The sequence below is a fragment of the Streptomyces sp. Qhu_M48 genome (genome assembly GCF_051305195.1).
GTDB lineage: Bacteria > Actinomycetota > Actinomycetes > Streptomycetales > Streptomycetaceae > Streptomyces.
Map to the genome: position 1 here is coordinate 3,350,061 of NZ_CP195432.1, position 14,917 is coordinate 3,364,977.

General features: G+C 73.3%; 14 protein-coding genes. 5 read left to right on the forward strand and 9 right to left on the reverse strand.

Translation table 11 applies throughout. The features are described from left to right. Positions 1–257 precede the first annotated feature (257 nt). Complete coding sequence (locus tag ACRRSS_RS15350) at positions 258–1,541, forward strand: preprotein translocase subunit SecY (RefSeq protein WP_435971766.1); 1,284 nt, start codon at positions 258–260, stop codon at positions 1,539–1,541. Positions 1,542–1,592: 51 nt separating this feature from the next. Here the strand turns inward: ACRRSS_RS15350 and ACRRSS_RS15355 are convergent, their stop codons facing one another. Next, the gene (locus ACRRSS_RS15355; RefSeq protein ID WP_435971767.1) at positions 1,593–2,543 is read right to left on the reverse strand and encodes a LysR family transcriptional regulator; all 951 of its coding nucleotides are present in this window, start codon (positions 2,541–2,543) and stop codon (positions 1,593–1,595) included. 110 nt (positions 2,544–2,653) lie between these two features. Continuing rightward, the gene (locus tag ACRRSS_RS15360; protein ID WP_435971768.1) at positions 2,654–3,349 is read right to left on the reverse strand and encodes a type 1 glutamine amidotransferase domain-containing protein; all 696 of its coding nucleotides are present in this window, start codon (positions 3,347–3,349) and stop codon (positions 2,654–2,656) included. 504 nt (positions 3,350–3,853) lie between these two features. On the opposite strand from ACRRSS_RS15360, the gene ACRRSS_RS15365 reads away from it, so the two are divergent. The 3 genes from ACRRSS_RS15365 to ACRRSS_RS15375 all read left to right on the forward strand — a co-directional run bounded on the left by ACRRSS_RS15365 (position 3,854) and on the right by ACRRSS_RS15375 (position 6,538). Beyond that, entirely contained in the window at positions 3,854–4,366 is a 513-nt protein-coding gene (locus tag ACRRSS_RS15365; RefSeq protein WP_435971769.1) for an SAV_915 family protein, read from the forward strand. A gap of 29 nt (positions 4,367–4,395) precedes the next feature. Continuing rightward, positions 4,396–5,739 (forward strand): diaminopimelate decarboxylase, encoded by a 1,344-nt coding sequence (gene lysA, locus ACRRSS_RS15370; protein ID WP_435975344.1) that lies wholly within the window; start codon positions 4,396–4,398, stop codon positions 5,737–5,739. Between the two features lie 499 nt (positions 5,740–6,238). Further along, on the forward strand, positions 6,239–6,538 hold the full coding sequence (locus tag ACRRSS_RS15375; protein WP_435971770.1) for a DUF1876 domain-containing protein: 300 nt from the start codon (positions 6,239–6,241) through the stop codon (positions 6,536–6,538). A 146-nt stretch (positions 6,539–6,684) separates the two neighbouring features. On the opposite strand, the gene ACRRSS_RS15380 is transcribed toward ACRRSS_RS15375, so the two are convergent. The 6 genes from ACRRSS_RS15380 to ACRRSS_RS15405 form a co-directional block, all read right to left on the reverse strand. Continuing rightward, entirely contained in the window at positions 6,685–7,344 is a 660-nt protein-coding gene (locus tag ACRRSS_RS15380) for a CBS domain-containing protein (RefSeq protein WP_435971771.1), read from the reverse strand. A gap of 136 nt (positions 7,345–7,480) precedes the next feature. Next, positions 7,481–9,547, reverse strand: a complete 2,067-nt coding sequence (locus ACRRSS_RS15385; RefSeq protein ID WP_435971772.1) for a galactose-binding domain-containing protein — start codon at positions 9,545–9,547, stop codon at positions 7,481–7,483. A gap of 158 nt (positions 9,548–9,705) precedes the next feature. Continuing rightward, a complete protein-coding gene (locus ACRRSS_RS15390) occupies positions 9,706–10,299 on the reverse strand; it encodes a TetR/AcrR family transcriptional regulator (protein WP_435971773.1) in 594 nt (197 codons plus the stop codon). Between the two features lie 55 nt (positions 10,300–10,354). Then, positions 10,355–10,933: an exonuclease domain-containing protein gene (locus ACRRSS_RS15395; RefSeq protein WP_435971774.1), complete on the reverse strand. Its 579-nt coding sequence runs from the start codon at positions 10,931–10,933 to the stop codon at positions 10,355–10,357. A 42-nt stretch (positions 10,934–10,975) separates the two neighbouring features. Continuing rightward, positions 10,976–11,659, reverse strand: a complete 684-nt coding sequence (locus tag ACRRSS_RS15400; protein ID WP_435971775.1) for a GntR family transcriptional regulator — start codon at positions 11,657–11,659, stop codon at positions 10,976–10,978. An 82-nt stretch (positions 11,660–11,741) separates the two neighbouring features. Continuing rightward, a complete protein-coding gene (locus ACRRSS_RS15405; protein ID WP_435971776.1) occupies positions 11,742–12,929 on the reverse strand; it encodes a CaiB/BaiF CoA transferase family protein in 1,188 nt (395 codons plus the stop codon). A 136-nt stretch (positions 12,930–13,065) separates the two neighbouring features. On the opposite strand from ACRRSS_RS15405, the gene ACRRSS_RS15410 reads away from it, so the two are divergent. Then, positions 13,066–14,268, forward strand: coding sequence for an acyl-CoA dehydrogenase family protein (locus ACRRSS_RS15410; protein WP_435971777.1), 1,203 nt, complete (start codon positions 13,066–13,068; stop codon positions 14,266–14,268). Between the two features lie 120 nt (positions 14,269–14,388). Here the strand turns inward: ACRRSS_RS15410 and ACRRSS_RS15415 are convergent, their stop codons facing one another. Beyond that, complete coding sequence (locus ACRRSS_RS15415; protein WP_435971778.1) at positions 14,389–14,892, reverse strand: FBP domain-containing protein; 504 nt, start codon at positions 14,890–14,892, stop codon at positions 14,389–14,391. Between the last annotated feature and the right edge of the window lie 25 nt (positions 14,893–14,917).

The following is a 14,917-nucleotide window of genomic DNA, read 5'->3' on the forward strand; positions in this document are numbered from 1 at the left end:
GACGTGGGGCGTCGGGTCCATGCGGTCATGGTGGCATCGTAATGGCGCCATTGCAAGTATGCATGGCGCCATGTGGCACGGTCGGGCCCCTCCCGCGCCCCGCCGGGTCGGTGGCGGCCTCGTGAACACGGCCCGAACTCCTCGCCTCTCCTCCGTCACGTCCCTGAAAGGGAGTTGACTCCGTGTCCAACAGGAGCGAGCGTTCGGTGGGGGCGGAGGTCCGCCCCGTGGCAGTGGGACGGACGGGGGAGTCGGTCATGCTCGCACGAGTGCTGCGCGTACCCGCGCTGCGCAAGAGGTTGCTCTGGACACTGCTCGCCGTCGCGCTCTTCCGGCTGGGGCAGAACCTGCCCCTGCCGGGGGTACGCGCCGGCGCGCCGACGGATGCCGAGGCGTCGGCGGGGGACCACGACGGGGGAGGACAGCGCCTGTACGGGCTCGTCGAACTGCTGACCGGCGACGGACTCGGGCACCTCTCCGTCCTCACGTTCGGGATCGCGCCCTTCCTCGCCGCCCGGCTGGTCATGGAACTCGTCGGCCCGCTGGTGCCCCGCGTACGGCTCCTCGCCGCGGCCGGCGACCAGGGCGCCGCCGCCGTCGCGCGCCTGACCCGGGCGCTCGCGGTCCTCCTGACCCTGGTGTGCGGAGCGGTGGTGGTGGCCGCGGTGGGGGACGGCGGATGCGTCCCGCTCACCGGCGTCTGCGCCCCCCGGGACCAGGGCCTGCTGTACGACGGCGCGGACGGCCCGCTCATGGCGGTCGCCCTGGTGGTCTGCATGGCGGCGGGCACGACGGCCGTCCTTCTGCTGAGTGGCCTGATCAGGTCCCGAGGGATCGGCGACGGGCTCTCGATGCTCTTCCTCGCCCAACTCGCCGCGGTGGTCCCCGACCAGGTCGCGGACGCGGTCCGGGAGGTCGGAGGCGGCCGGGGCACGCTCGTCGTGCTCGCCGTCGTCCTCGCCCTCGTGCTCATGACGGCGGTGGTCGTCACCGTGGTGCAGGGGGAGCGGCGCATCCCCGTCCAGCAGGCCAAGCGGATGATCGGCCGCCGCGCCTTCGGGCCCACTCCGACGTACGTGCCCGTCAGGGGAGGGCAGGGCGGGTTCGCCGTGATGATCCCGGCGTCGCTCCTGCTCCTCGTCCCCGCGCCGGTGGGGTCCTGGCTCCTGCCCGCGTACGTCCTGGTCGTCTTCGCGCACGCCTGGCTCCGCGCGGGCATCGCCCCCGGCGCCGACGACCTCGCCCGTCGCCTGGAGCGGTCGGGCCTTTTCATCCCCGGAATCCGGATGGGCCGGCCGACCGCCGAGTACATCGGCTACGTCCAGTCCCGGATCGCTCTGCCCGCCGCTCTCTGCATGACGGTCGTCGCCCTGATCCCCGTGCTGGCGCTCACCGCGCTCGACGGGCCCGCCGACCGCTTCGCCCTCAGCGCGACGACCCTGCTGATCGTCGCGAGCGCCGCCGTGGGGACCGCGCTCCCGGCCGCGAAGCAGTGGGAGACACAGGCCGCGCTGCACACCTACGCGCCGTTCCTCCGCTGACACCCACCGGCCCCCGGCGGACCCGGCCGTCCGGCCGTGGCCGCCCCGGCGTCACCACCCCCGTCCCGCCTCGATCAGCAGGTCCCGGACGCGGGTGACGTCGGGGTTCGCGGGGCGGCCCGGGCGCTGGACGAGGTACGCCGTGTTGATGGGCGGGTCGTCCGGGAGGTGGAGGGGAACGAGGGCGCCCGAGGCCAGTTCGGCCTCGCAGAGGTAGCGCGGCACCACGGTGAAACCCGCGCCGGCGGCGACCGCCGCCAGGACACCGCGCAGGTCGGGGACGGTGACGGCGGCGGGGCAGGACAGCCGGGTCCCGAAGACATGACGCCAGTAGCGGCGGGCTATCGGCAGGTCCTCCGCGTACGTGATCAGGGGCACGGTGTGCAGCGCCGCCGCTCCCTCCTCGGCCAGCCGCTCCGTGACCCTGTCGGCCCAGAACGGGGCGGCGACGAGCACGAACTCCTCGTCCATCAGCGGTACGGCCACCAGGGCGCGCCCGCGCGGCCGGAAGGTCGCGATCGCCATGTCGTGGCGGCCGGCGCGGAGTTCGTCGAGGAGCGGCTCGGTGAGGCCCGGAGTGACGCGGAGCCGCACTCCTCCGGCCGTCAGCGGCGCCAGGGCCGGCAGGACGCGGGTGCAGAGCAGCTCGGCGGGGCCCGCCAGGTGCACGGGGGCGGCCCGCTCGTGGGGAGCGGTCTCGTGGCCGGTCGCGGCGGCGAGCGCGTCGAGCGGCGTGGCGACACGGGTCGCCAGGTCGTGGGCGACGGCGGTCGGGGCGACTCCGCGCGGCAGGCGTTCGAAGAGCTCCCGCCCGGTGTGCCGCTCCAGGGCGCGGATCTGGGTGGTCACCGTGGGCTGCGACAGGCCCAGGAGCCCGGCGGCGGCGGTGAACGAGCCGGAGCGGTAGACCGCGAGAAAGGTACGCAGCAGGTTCAGGTCCGCCGGGGGTGCCGCGCCCGGCCGCGCCCCGCCGACCTGGCCATCAGGATCCGTATGCCTCACGAGGGAAGCCTACTCGTCGCCTATGGCCGGCTCGGGCGGAGTCGCGCCGGGCCGGGCTCGTCGCGGGGGGCCGGGCGCCACGCTGTACGGGCGCCCGGTGGGTGGTGTCGTCAGCCCAGCGTCTTCAGGACCTGGGCGGCGAGCGGGGCGGAGGAGGCGGGGTTCTGGCCGGTGATCAGGTTGCGGTCGACGACCACGTTCGGCATCCACGGCTCGCCGACCTGGACGTCGACGCCGGCCTCGACGAGGCGGCTCTCCAGAAGCCACTTCGCCTTGTCGGCGAAGCCGGACTGGGTCTCCTCCTCGTTGGTGAAGGCGGCGACCCGGTAGCCGGCGAAGGCGTTCTTGCCGTCGGCGTCCGTCGCGGCGAGGAGCGCGGCCGGACCGTGGCAGACCACGGCCAGCGGCTTCCCCGAGTTCAGGGCGTCGACCAGCAGCCCGCCGGACGTCGTGTCCACGGCGAGGTCCTCCATGGGGCCGTGGCCGCCCGGGTAGAACACGGCCGCGTAGTCGGCCAGGTCCACGTCCTCGAGGCGGAGGGGTCGCTGGACCTCGCTCATCGAGGCGAGGGTGGCGGCGACCTTGTCCGCGCCCTCCTGTCCGCCGTTGAACTCGGGGGCGAGGCTGCTCCGGTCGACGGTGGGGACGACACCGCCGGGGGTGGCGACGACGACCTCGTACCCGGCGGCCGTGAACGCCTCGTACGGGGCGGCGGCCTCCTCGGCCCAGAAGCCGGTCGGGTGCTTCGTACCGTCGGCCAGGGTCCAGACGTCGGCGCCGGTCATCACGAAAAGGATCTTGGGCATGTGGGGTCTCCCGGGAGGTACGGGCCAGGGTCCGGCCCGAAAGGCGGTGATCGCGCACCGAGCGCCCCGGTCCGGGACCGTCGGTGCGGCGATGTCCTCGAACGTAGCCCTGTCCGCGAGAGCTTTCCAATGAGGAAACCAATGGGTGCCATGGGAACTCCGATGGGTCCGCGGGAATATCCACACGGCCCTGGCCTGCGGAAAGCCCGGGCGGCCGCCGCCTGGGTCCCCTCGTCGCCGTGCCCTGGAAGGTACGCCGACAGGCCAGGGGAGTCACCACGATGGCGGCATGGAGACGGCGGCGCGGCGCGGTCCCGGTGCCATGAGGGGCCCGCCGCGCGGTCGCGAGTGGGCCCTCGGCGTCAGAGGGGTGTATGCATGCGGCCCGCGCGCGTCAGGGGGGCGTCAGGAGGGACCGGGGAGCGGTGATCACCGGGCATAGCGTCGAGGACACACCCCGGCGCGACCGTGCCGGGACCCTGCTTCGTTCCTCGGGAGGAACCCATGGCGGACGCCCTGTACGGAGACGACCCGGAACCTGCGGAACCGGTCCCGGCCGGACGCCTCTGCGTCCCCGTCCGGCCGGGCACCTGCGGCTGTGTCACCCGCCTGTTCCGCACGCCGGTCGGCGGCCGGACCGCCGTCGCGTTCACCGACCCGGAGAGGCTGCGGGCCGTCCTGGGGGCGGACCAGCCCTGGATCCGGCTGGCCGAGCCCGCGCTGAGGGCGCTCCTGGAGCCGCTGGACGTCCGGGAGCTGAGGATCGACCCGCTCCTCACGGCACCGGCGCCGGTCACCGCCGGGGCGACGGAGCGTCAGCCGCAGCCGGTGTCGGCGCACAGTCCGCGACGGCGGGCGCAGCTCGAACCGAAGCCGCTGCCGGTACCGCTGCCGCAGCCCGAATCCCAGCCGAAGCCGCAGCCGGTGTCGCGGGCACAGCGTGAGCCGGTGCCGCAGCCGCAGGCCCGGCCGGCCCCCCGGCCGCGCTCGCGCGCCCTGACCGTCCTCGCGAGCTGAAGGGAGACCCAGAGGTGACCACTCACCCCGTGGCGGCCGTCTCCACGGCCCCCGCCCCGGCCCGCACCACGACCGGCGACGCGCTCTCCGTCTGGCCCGCGACCACCACCGAGCAGCCCCACGGCCGACTCCTCGTCGGCGGCGTGCCCCTCGCCGAGGTCGCCGAGAGCCACTGCACCCCCGTGTACGTCCTGGACGAGGCCGAGGTACGCGAACGCTGCCGCACCTACCGCAGCGCCTTCCCCGACGCCGAGATCCACTACGCGGCCAAGGCCTTCCTGTGCCGCGCCCTCGCCCACTGGGTCGAGGAGGAGGGACTCGGCCTCGACGTCTGCTCCGCGGGCGAGCTGGAACTCGCCGTCACCACCGGTTTCCCCGCCGACCGGATCCTGCTCCACGGCAACGCCAAGTCGCCGCAGGACCTGGAGACCGCACTCCGTCTCGGCGTGGGCCGGATCGTCATCGACACCCCCGCCGAGATCGCCCGGATCGCCGCCGCCGTCGGCCCCGGAGGCCGCCAGAAGGTCATGGTCCGGGTGGTGCCGGGGATCAGCGCGGGCGGCCACCGGAAGATCCGTACCGGCTCCGATGACCAGCAGTTCGGCCTCTCCCTCAGGGACGGCCACGCCCAGCACGCCATCGCCCGCATTTTCGACCAGTCGTCCCTCGAACTCACCGGAATCCACTGCCACCTCGGCTCGCAGATCACGGACGTCAAGCCGTACCTGGTGGCCGTACGGCGGATCGTCGGCCTCATGGCCAGGATCCGGGACTCCCACGGGGTCACCCTCCCGGAGCTCGACCTCGGCGGCGGCCACGGCATCGCCTACCGCCCGGGAGAACCCGCCCTCGACCTCACCACGCTCGCCCGCAAGGTCCGCGCCGAACTGGCCGGGAGCTGCGCGGCGGCCGGGCTCCCCGTCCCGCGTCTGATCATCGAACCGGGCCGCGCCGTCACCGGCCCCGCCGGAGTCGCCGTCTACCGGGTCCTCGCCGTGAAGCGCACGCCCACGCGGACCTTCGTGGCGGTGGACGGCGGCATGAGCGACAACCCGCGGCCCGCGCTGTACGGCGTGCGGTACGCCCCGCGTCTGATCGGCCGCGGCTCGTCCGCCGAAGCCGAGCGCGTGACGGTGGTCGGCCGTCACTGCGAGGCCGGTGACGTCCTGGCCGACGACGTGCCGCTGCCCGCCGACACCCACCCCGGCGACCTGCTCGCGGTACCGGTGGCCGGCGCGTACCACCTGTCGATGGCCTCCACGTACAACCTCGTCGGCCGCCCGCCGCTGGTCGCCGTGCGCGACGGCCGCGCCCGCCTCCTGGTGCGCCGGGAGACACCGGCGGACCTCCGGGCACGGGACGTCGGCCTGTGACTCCGCGCGCCCGGAGGGGCGACCGTCGCCGGTTGCCGGAAATCCTCACGGCCGCGACCGGTGCCGACGGATCTACTCGCTGGTACGGCACCTGACCGGCTGGTGCTCCGCGTGGGGCGGTCGGGAGTCGGTGGAGGGGCGGAGCATGGTCCGAGAAGCGGGCGGGGTACGGGAACGGGTGCTTCCCGACGTTCTCGCCGAGGTGATACGGGAGGACGGCCGAGGAGCTCGCCGTGGCGCGGCGAGCCGCTGACCACCCCGCTCGGCGCCTGGCGCCCGGCCGTCCTCGGCTCCTCCTCGCCCTGGGCCGGATCGACCCCTGGCCCGGGAGGGCCCGGGGCAAGGCGCTCGGCTGGGGACGCAGTCCCTGGCTCGCCCCGCGCCTCCGCGTCTCTTCCGCGCCCCCTGAGACCCGGCGGGCATCGCCTCCCCGTCCCCGTGCGCCCCGGCCCCGGCCGATGGATCCTGGAGGTATCGGAAGCGTGCGAGGAGGCGGACCATGACCCGCACCCTGGAATGGACGGTCGGCGTGGAACTGGTCGAGGACGGCGGCAGGACCAAGGCCGAGGCCCGACTGACCACCGGCACCTCGACCCTCACGGGTCACGGCTCGGCCCGCTGCAACCCGGCCGACGCGGACGTCCCGGCGATCGGCGACGAACTCGCCGCGAGCCGGGCGATGAAGGACTTGGCCGGCAAGCTCATGCGGGAGGCCAACCGGGAGATGGAGGCGGTGGGCGCCGGAACCGTTCCCCAGCACACCGGACCCGGGTACGGCTGGCCGGAGGCGGTCTCCTGACGAGACCACCACCCCCGGCGGAGCCCGGCGGACCACCACCCCGGCGGAGGTCGGCGAACCACCACCCGCCGCCGGGCGGCGGCGAAGGACGCCGTGAGGCCCCGTACACCCGCCGCTGGGCGGACCGGAGGGCGACGCCCGCACCCCTACCCGCGGACCACGTCCTCGCCCTCGGCCTCTCCCTGGCCCTCTCGGCCTTCTCCGCCCGCTTCGGCCCGGCTCTCCTCGTACGTCAGCCGGTCCGTCACCTCTACGACGCCGTCCACCGTCTCGCACAGCCGGACGATGACCGGGCCGAGCCCCGGGCGGTCGAGCGTGCCGCTCAGCGTGACGCGGCCCTCGTCGACGTCGATGTGCACGGCGGAGGGGGAGAGGCGCAGGATTCGGATGACGACGTCCTCGCGGATCTCCTCCTGGATCGACCGGTCGCGCCGCAGGAACAGCTGGAGCAGATCGCTCCGGCTCAGCACGCCGATCAACCGGCCGTCCGTGTCCACCACCGGCAGCCGCTTGACCCGGTGCCGCTCCATCAGGCGGGCCGCCTCGACCGCGGTCCAGGAGGGCCGTGCGGTGACGACGGGGCTGGACATCATCGCCTCCGCCGAACTCGGCCCGTCCTTGGCGGTGTGCCGCCGCAGCAGGTCGGCCTCGGATACGACGCCCACCGGCCGGTTCTCCTCGTCGACGACGGGGACGGCGGTGATGCCGTACTCGTCGAGCAGCCTGGCGATCTCTTTGAAGGACGTCCCCGGCTGCACCGCCACCGCGGTCGGCGTCATCAGGTCGGCGACACTGCGGTGCCTCATCGTCCGTTCCGTCCCTTCTGGGTTCCGGATCCCATGATCTCGCACCGGGGGCGGGAGTGGGACGACGGGGCGTCCGGACAGCGGGGCCGGGTGGATCGTCCGGTGATCCACCCGGCCCCGCCACCGTCCGCGACGGTCAGGCTCTGTGCACCGCGACCTCGTAGAGCGAGTAGCCCCACTTGGTCGCCCGCCGCTCGCCGTGGACGCGCAGGTACCGGGCGGGCGTCGACGCGAACTCCGCCGTGTCGTACCCGCCGTCCCCGGCGTCCGTGGACCACACCGTCCGCCAGTCCGTGCCGTTCTCCGACACGTCGATCCGGTACTGGCGCGCGTACGCGCGCTCCCAGTCGAGGGTGACCCTGCCCACCCGGCGCACGGCGCCGAGGTCCACGCCCATCCACTGGTCGTCCGACCAGTCACTGGCCCAGCGCGTGCCGACGTCGCCGTCGACGGCACGGCCCGGGGCGTGGCTCGTGAAGGGGTTCCACTCCGAAGAACTGGCCGAAGTGGCGGCTCCCGCCGCGAGGTTGACGCCGGGCTCGTGGTTCTCGGTCGCCTTCCAGGTGCCCAGGTACGACTCGGCGCCGTCGGCCAGCTCGTTCACGACCGACGGACCGCCGCCGGTGAGCCGTACCTGCTCGATCCAGTCGGGGACCATGCCGTGGTGCGCGGCCCCGTCGGTGTTCAGGTCCCAGGTCCGCTGACCGGTCACCTGACGGTCGATCACCGAGCCGCCGTCGAAGCTGCGGAAGGGGTACGTCACCGAGTTCGGCGCCCCGGTCCCGACCGGTCCCGGCCAGCCGCCGACACCGTTCATGTCGGTGCCGTAGCCGAGACCTACCTTGTACTTGGCGCGCAGCGCGGCCTTCTGGCCCGCCTCGCCGACGAAGCCCTCCGCGCCGTGCATGTACTGGGCGACGAAACCGCCGAGGCGGTAGAGCCGCTCGGTCCAGTCGAGGTCCATCCAGCTGTGGCTGGAGAGGACGCCCGGGTACTCCTCGGACTCCAGGATGTCGAGCGCCCGCCCGGCGGCCTTGACGCTCATGTGGTCGAGCTCCAGCATCATGCCGCGGTCCATCATGCCGCGCAGGGCGTACTCGCCGAGCCGGCTCAGACCGCGGGTGTTGCACTTCGCGTCGGAGGCGTACGAGGGGGCGCTCACCCCCGCCGGCAGCTTGGCCGCCATCGCCGGTGTGGCCGTGAGCCCGATGGGGTTGTCGTGCTGCGGGCCCGTGCACTTCTCCGTGGCCCAGAAGGTGCCCGTCGACAGGAACTGGCCGATGTTGACCGCGGCGCCGATCGTCCCAGAGTCGAAGCGGACTCCGCAGAGCGCGTTGTCGAACTTGTGGCAGAGGAACATGCTCCGCACCCCGAGCCCGTACAGCTCGTCCAGGCCCCGGTCGATGTCCTCCTTGCCGCACTGGGCGACGTCGAGGATCTGCTTGCAGCCGAACGGCTCCGAGGTCTCCACGCCGAGGACGACCGCGAGCTTGCCCTGCTCGACCACCGAGCGGGCCTGCGCGGCGGAGGTGACGATACGGAACCAGCCCTTTCCGGGGCCGCCGTACATCCCGTCGACGTACTCCTGGAGTTCGTACGTCTTCCTGGCCTGGAGGCGGATCGAGGTCATCTCGTCGCAGCTGCGGTCCCGGGGCAGAATCGAGCAGATGAGGCCGTTCGTCACCAGGTCGTTGACGAGGACCCGCTGCCCGCCGCGCCAGGCGCGCTCCACCCAGGCGTAGTAGTTCTGCTGGTGGGTGAGGGAGTTGTGGGCCGGCCAGTCCTTGAACGTCGGCCAGCCGACCGGGTCGTGCGTGCCGTTCGCGCCGCCGGTGAGGTTCTCGAACAGCGCGCCCGAGCCGTCCGGGTAGTGCTCGGGACAGTCCTTGAGCGCCTCGGCGGCGCCCGCGGGGGAGAACGTCTGGCCGCAGATGAGCCGGCCGCCGAAGCCCTCGTTGGACATCAGGTGGTTGTGCGCGTCGACGAAGCCGCGCACCTTGCCCTGCGCGTCCGTTCCCGTGAACGGCGCGCCCGTGACGTTGATCTGTGAGTCGGCCGCGGGGCGGGAGGCGGGATCCCACCACGAACCGGAGGCGGCGGCGGCCGGGACGGGACCGGAGCCGAAGAGGACGGCGGCCAGGGCGAGGAACAACGCCAGGAGGGCGGATCTGCCGCCGGTCCCGCGCGAGAGGGGTCGAGTCATGGTCAGCGATGCCTCCGGTCGGTGGGGGTGTACCGGGCGCCCCGAGGATCGCGGTGTTGACGGAGTGAGTCAATAGTCCGGGACGGATGACCTGTTGACGGGGGCGAGAGCCCCGCCGGAAGGAGCGTCTCCGTTCGGGCGCATGGCCCGATCGGTGGTCATCCCTCGATGAGGAGCACCAGTTGATCGGCCGTCAGGTCGAGCTGCGTCGCGGCGTTCTTCTCGTCACCGAGGACCAGGAACTGCAGGGTGAGACCGTCGATCACCGCCGCCAGGTACCGGGCGATCGTCTCCACCGGCACCCTCGGCTCGAACCCGCGCAGCGCCCGGACCTGCTCGACCAGGGCGCCCGCCGACACCACGTACTGCTCGTACTGCGCGCGGGCCAGGTGCTCGAACCCCGGCTCCCGCAGGGCGTACTGGGTGAGGTCGTACGTCAGCATGTGCTCCCCCGGATGCGCCGTGACGTGGTCCCAGTACGTCTGCAGCGCGCCCCGCACGGTCGCGCGCAGGGTGGCACCCGGCTCCACCGCCGACATCACCCGCGCCACGTAGTTGCCGGTGATCGTCTCGATCGCGGCCTCCAGGAGGGCCTGCTTGGACTCGAAGCAGTAGTGGAACACGCTCAGCGAGACCCCCGCCTCGGCGCAGATCGACCGTGTCGTGGTCCGGGCGACGCCGTCCCTGGTCATCGCCCTGATCGCCGCCTCGACCAGCTGCCTGCGTCGTTCGGCCGACGGCATCCGCCCCATGGTTCCTCCTCGGGTCCGGCGCCAGGGTAACCGCAGCCCGGGGCGGCGGAGCCGCCTAGGGAACCGCCCCGGCCCCGCCCGTGGGCCAGGCGCCGCGTGCCGCGAGCCGCAGGACGAGGGCCGCGATGTTCCAGGCGTCGTCCTCGCCCCGGTGATGACGCCCTTCCAGCGGCAGCTCCGCGACCTCCAGGGCGCGGGCCATGCCGGGACGCCTGGGCAGGCCGTACGACTCGGTGAAGACGGCCTTGGCGTTGGTGTGGTGCCGGCCGAAGGGGTACGGGGTGCCGGTGACCCGGCACTGGTGGGTGAACTGGTTGCGGTCGTAGTCGCCCCAGCTCGCCCAGGGGCGCGCGCCGGCCTCGTAGGCGGTCGCGAGGAGCCGGCAGGCGGCGGCGAACTCCAGGCCGGTGTCCACCTCTTCCTGGGTGAGACCGGTCAGTTCGGTGCAGAACGCGCTGACCCGCGAACGGGCCGGCCGGACCAGGACGCGGTGCCGGGAGACCCGCTCACCGGCTTCCAGGTCGACCACGGTCAACCCGATCTCGATGATCTCGCTGACCGCGCCGGGCGGTCGCACACCGTCCCAGCAGGTCGCCTCGACGTCCACGATGTTGATCAAACCCCCGTGATGCATGCCGGGAGCCTACGAGGGGGGCCCGGTGCCCGGCATCCGGATTTACGGGAGGTCTCGGTCCCGCTCCGGAGCCAGGACGTCGCGGAGTGCCGCCACCGCGTGGGCCCGGTGCTGGTCGAGCCAGTGGACGGTGGCCTCCTCGTCGCCGTGGCGCAGGGCCGAGATGACGGCGCGGTGCTCCCGCACGGCCTGCTTCCGGTGGCTGCCCTCGGTGTAGTACAGCGAGCGGTACGCGTCGGTCGAGTCCCACAGGGTCGCGATGAGGCGGACCAGGCGCGGCATGCCCGACGCCTCCACGAGGGTGAAGTGGAAGAGCCGGTTCGCGGCGGCCATCGCCGGCACGTCGCCCAGGTCGGCGGCCCGCTCCACCTCGCGCTGGACGCGTTCGAGCGTGGCCACCGTGTCCTCCGGCATGCGGCGTACGGCCACCCGGACGGCCTCCGTCTCCAGCAGCTCACGAATCCGGTAGATCTCCTCCAGGTCCGCGAGCGACAGCTCCGCGACGAAGTACCCCCGGTGTATGTGATGGACGACCAGACCCTCGGCCTCCAGGGCCTTCAGGGCCTCGCGCAGCGGCACCCGGCTCACCTCGAACCGCGCCGCGAGGGCGTCCTGGCGGATCTGCCCGCCGGGCCTGAGCTCCCCGCTGGTGATGGCGCGCCGCAGTTCCTCCAGGACGAACTGCTGTGCGGTCTGCGGCCGCCGCCTCTGCACCGCGCTGCTCATCGCCTGTGACCTTCCGTTCCCTCGCGTTGCCCACCGGCGCGTCGCCGCACCCGGTGCCGACCATCTTCCTACGCGCGCGGGGCTACCTGCTCCGTGCGGCGGCCGCGTCCGTGCCGTCCCCCGCCGTGAGCACGTCCTCCGTGTGTTCGCCCAGGCGCGGGGGAGCGGCTCGGTAGGTGGCCGGGGTGGCGCCGAGCCGGATCGGGTGGGCGACCTGGCCGGGGCCGGCCGCGGACTCCGGGACCCGCGGCGCGAGCCCCAGCCGGTCGGCGAGGTCGAAGGCGGCGGCCAGGTCGTTGATCGGCCCGCACGGCACACCGGCCCCGGTCAGCTCCTCGAACCAGCTGTCGGCGGTACGGGTGGAGAGCGGCCCGGCGAGGGCCGCGACCAGCTCCTCCCGGTGGGCGACCCGGGCCGTGTTGGTCGCGAAACGGGGGTCGGAGGCGAGCCCGGGCAGGCCGAGCCGCGCGCACAGGGCCCGGAACTGCCGGTCGTTGCCGACGGCGAGGACCAGCGGCCGGTCCCGCGCCTCGAACACCTCGTACGGGGCGATGCTCGGGTGGCGGTTGCCCATCGCGCGCGGCACGACGCCGGCCCCCAGGTGGGCGGACGCCTGGTTGGTGAGCGCCGAGAGGAGCGAGGAGAGCAGGGAGACCTCGACCCGCTGGCCCTCGCCGGTCCGCTCGCGGTGCCGGAGGGCGGCGAGGATGCCGAGGCCCGCGTGGAGCCCGGTGACGACGTCGACCAGGGCGACGCCGGCCTTCGTACCGGGACCGTCCGGTTCGCCGGTGACGCTCATCAGGCCGCCCATGGCCTGGACGAGCAGGTCGTAGCCGGGAAGCCGGGCGCCCTCACCGGTCCCGAAACCGGTCACCGAGCAGTAGACGAGCCCCGGGTTGGCCGCCCGGACCTCCTCGTACCCGAGGCCGAGCCTCTCCATGGTGCCCGGGCGGAAGTTCTCCACGAGGACGTCCGCCCGGTCCACGATCGCCCGCGCCGCCGCGAGATCCGCCGTGTCGGTGAGGTCGAGCGCGACGGACCGCTTGTTGCGGTTCACCCCGAGGAAGTAGGTGGCCTCGCCGTCGGCGAACGGCGGTCCCCACGCGCGCGTGTCGTCGCCCGAACCGGGCCGCTCGATCTTGATCACGTCCGCGCCCAGATCGGCGAGGAGCATCGTCATGTACGGCCCGGCGAGGACACGGCCGAAGTCGGCGACGACGATCCCGGCCAGGGCACCCGCCGTGGTCGTCCCCGGCTGAGCTGCGCGCATTCCGCTCTCCCTCACTGGCGATCGGATTCGGTCGCACCGTACGGTTCGGGTATCGGATTTTCAATACTGGATCCAATATCCGGTCTGACGCTACGCTTCGGCTCGCCGAGTCGCCACAGCCGCCAGGAGGCCGTCCGTGAAGTCGCCGCAGTCGTCGACGCAGTCCAGCTCCGCACCCGTCCACCCCTTCGACCTGCTCGCCGTCGACGGACTGCTGACCGACGAGGAGCGCGAGATCCGCCGCACCGTGCGCGCCGTCGCCGACCGCGAGCTGCGCCCGCACGTCGCCGGCTGGTTCGAGAAGGGCGAGATCCCCGCCCGCGAACTCGCCCGCACGCTCGGCGGCATCGGTGTGCTCGGGATGCACCTGGAGGGTTACGGCTGCGCCGGGACCAACTCCGTCGCGTACGGCCTCGCCTGTCTGGAGCTGGAGGCCGTCGACTCGGGCCTGCGCTCCCTCGTCTCCGTCCAGGGCTCCCTCGCCATGTACGCGATCTGGAAGTACGGCTCCGAGGAGCAGAAGCGGCGCTGGCTGCCGAGGATGGCGACGGGCGAGTACATCGGCTGCTTCGGCCTCACCGAGCCCGACGCCGGCTCGGACCCGGGCGCCATGCGGACCCACGCCAGGCGCGACGGCTCGGACTGGGTCCTCAACGGCACCAAGATGTGGATCACCAACGGCTCCGTGGCCGACGTCGCCGTCGTCTGGGCCCGTACCGAGGACGGCGTCCGCGGATTCCTCGTCCCGGCCGGCACCCCCGGCTTCAGCGCCCCGGAGATCAAGCAGAAGCTCTCGCTGCGGGCCAGCGTCACCAGCGAACTCGTCCTGGAGGACGTGCGCCTGCCGGCCGACGCGATGCTGCCGGAGGCCCGGGGCCTCTCCGGGCCGCTCGGCTGCCTCAACGAGGCCCGCTTCGGCATCGTCTTCGGCGCGCTCGGCGCGGCCCGCGACTGCCTGGAGACGGCCATCTCGTACGCCCGCGACCGGATCGTCTTCGCCCGCTCGCTCGCCTCCTACCAGCTGACCCAGCAGAAGCTCGCCGACATGGCCGTCGAACTCGGCAAGGGCATGCTGCTCGCCCTCCACCTGGGGCGGCTCAAGGACGCGGGCGCGCTCACCGCCGAGCAGGTCAGTGTGGGCAAGCTGAACAACGTGCGCGAGGCCATCGCCATCGCCCGCGAGTGCCGCACGATCCTGGGCGCCAACGGCATCACCCTGGAGTACCCCGTGCTGCGCCACGCCAACAACCTGGAGTCGGTGCTCACCTACGAGGGTACGAGCGAGGTCCACTCCCTGGTCATCGGCAAGGCGCTCACGGGCGAACAGGCCTTCCGCTGAGCCTGCGGGCCGCGGCGGCCTCGCCGGACCGGAGGGGCCGCGGCGGGCCTCCCGCCGGCCCTGAGGCTCGCGGCGGCCTCAGCCCGGCAGTCACCGCCCCTCCTGGGCCCGGCAGCGGCCTCAGCCCGCTGTCACCCGGCCCACGAAGGCGGCCAGGTTGCCCGTCAGGCGGGCGACCTGCTCGTCGAGCGTGAGGGACTCCTCGTGGCGCCGGCCGCGCAGCTTCGGCTCCCGCCTGCCCCGGACGTACAGGGAGCAGGCCAGGTCGGCACAGAGGTAGATCCCGACCGTGTTGCCCTCACGGCCGCGGCTCCCGGCGAGCGGGGCCACGAGCAGGGTGACGCCTGAGGAGGCGTGCCCGGTCAGGCAGACCTGGCACATGCTCGACTTCATGGCGCTGGTCCGGCCGGCGGCCGGCACCCTCAGGGTCACGCCGACCGGGCCGTCGGCACCGGGGACGACCAGGTGCGCGCGGAGCGGCGCACCCGGGTCGACCCAGCCGAGGAAGTCCAGGTCCTCCCAGGGGAGTTCGGTGAAGTCGAGCGGTAGCTTCAGACGTGCCGCCTCGCCCTTGGTGCAGTTCACGAAGGACGAGCGGATCTGTTTGTCGGTCAATGGTTCCACTCGGTGGACCGTACACGGACCCCGG

Coding starts and splice junctions, on each gene's coding strand:
- ACRRSS_RS15350 (WP_435971766.1), top strand. CDS start 258: ATGCTCGCACGAGTGCTGCGCGTACCCGCGCTGCGCAAGAGGTTGCTC.
- ACRRSS_RS15360 (WP_435971768.1), bottom strand. CDS start 3,349: ATGCCCAAGATCCTTTTCGTGATGACCGGCGCCGACGTCTGGACCCTG.
- ACRRSS_RS15365 (WP_435971769.1), top strand. CDS start 3,854: ATGGCGGACGCCCTGTACGGAGACGACCCGGAACCTGCGGAACCGGTC.
- ACRRSS_RS15375 (WP_435971770.1), top strand. CDS start 6,239: ATGACCCGCACCCTGGAATGGACGGTCGGCGTGGAACTGGTCGAGGAC.
- ACRRSS_RS15380 (WP_435971771.1), bottom strand. CDS start 7,344: ATGAGGCACCGCAGTGTCGCCGACCTGATGACGCCGACCGCGGTGGCG.
- ACRRSS_RS15385 (WP_435971772.1), bottom strand. CDS start 9,547: ATGACTCGACCCCTCTCGCGCGGGACCGGCGGCAGATCCGCCCTCCTG.
- ACRRSS_RS15390 (WP_435971773.1), bottom strand. CDS start 10,299: ATGGGGCGGATGCCGTCGGCCGAACGACGCAGGCAGCTGGTCGAGGCG.
- ACRRSS_RS15395 (WP_435971774.1), bottom strand. CDS start 10,933: ATGCATCACGGGGGTTTGATCAACATCGTGGACGTCGAGGCGACCTGC.
- ACRRSS_RS15400 (WP_435971775.1), bottom strand. CDS start 11,659: ATGAGCAGCGCGGTGCAGAGGCGGCGGCCGCAGACCGCACAGCAGTTC.
- ACRRSS_RS15405 (WP_435971776.1), bottom strand. CDS start 12,929: ATGCGCGCAGCTCAGCCGGGGACGACCACGGCGGGTGCCCTGGCCGGG.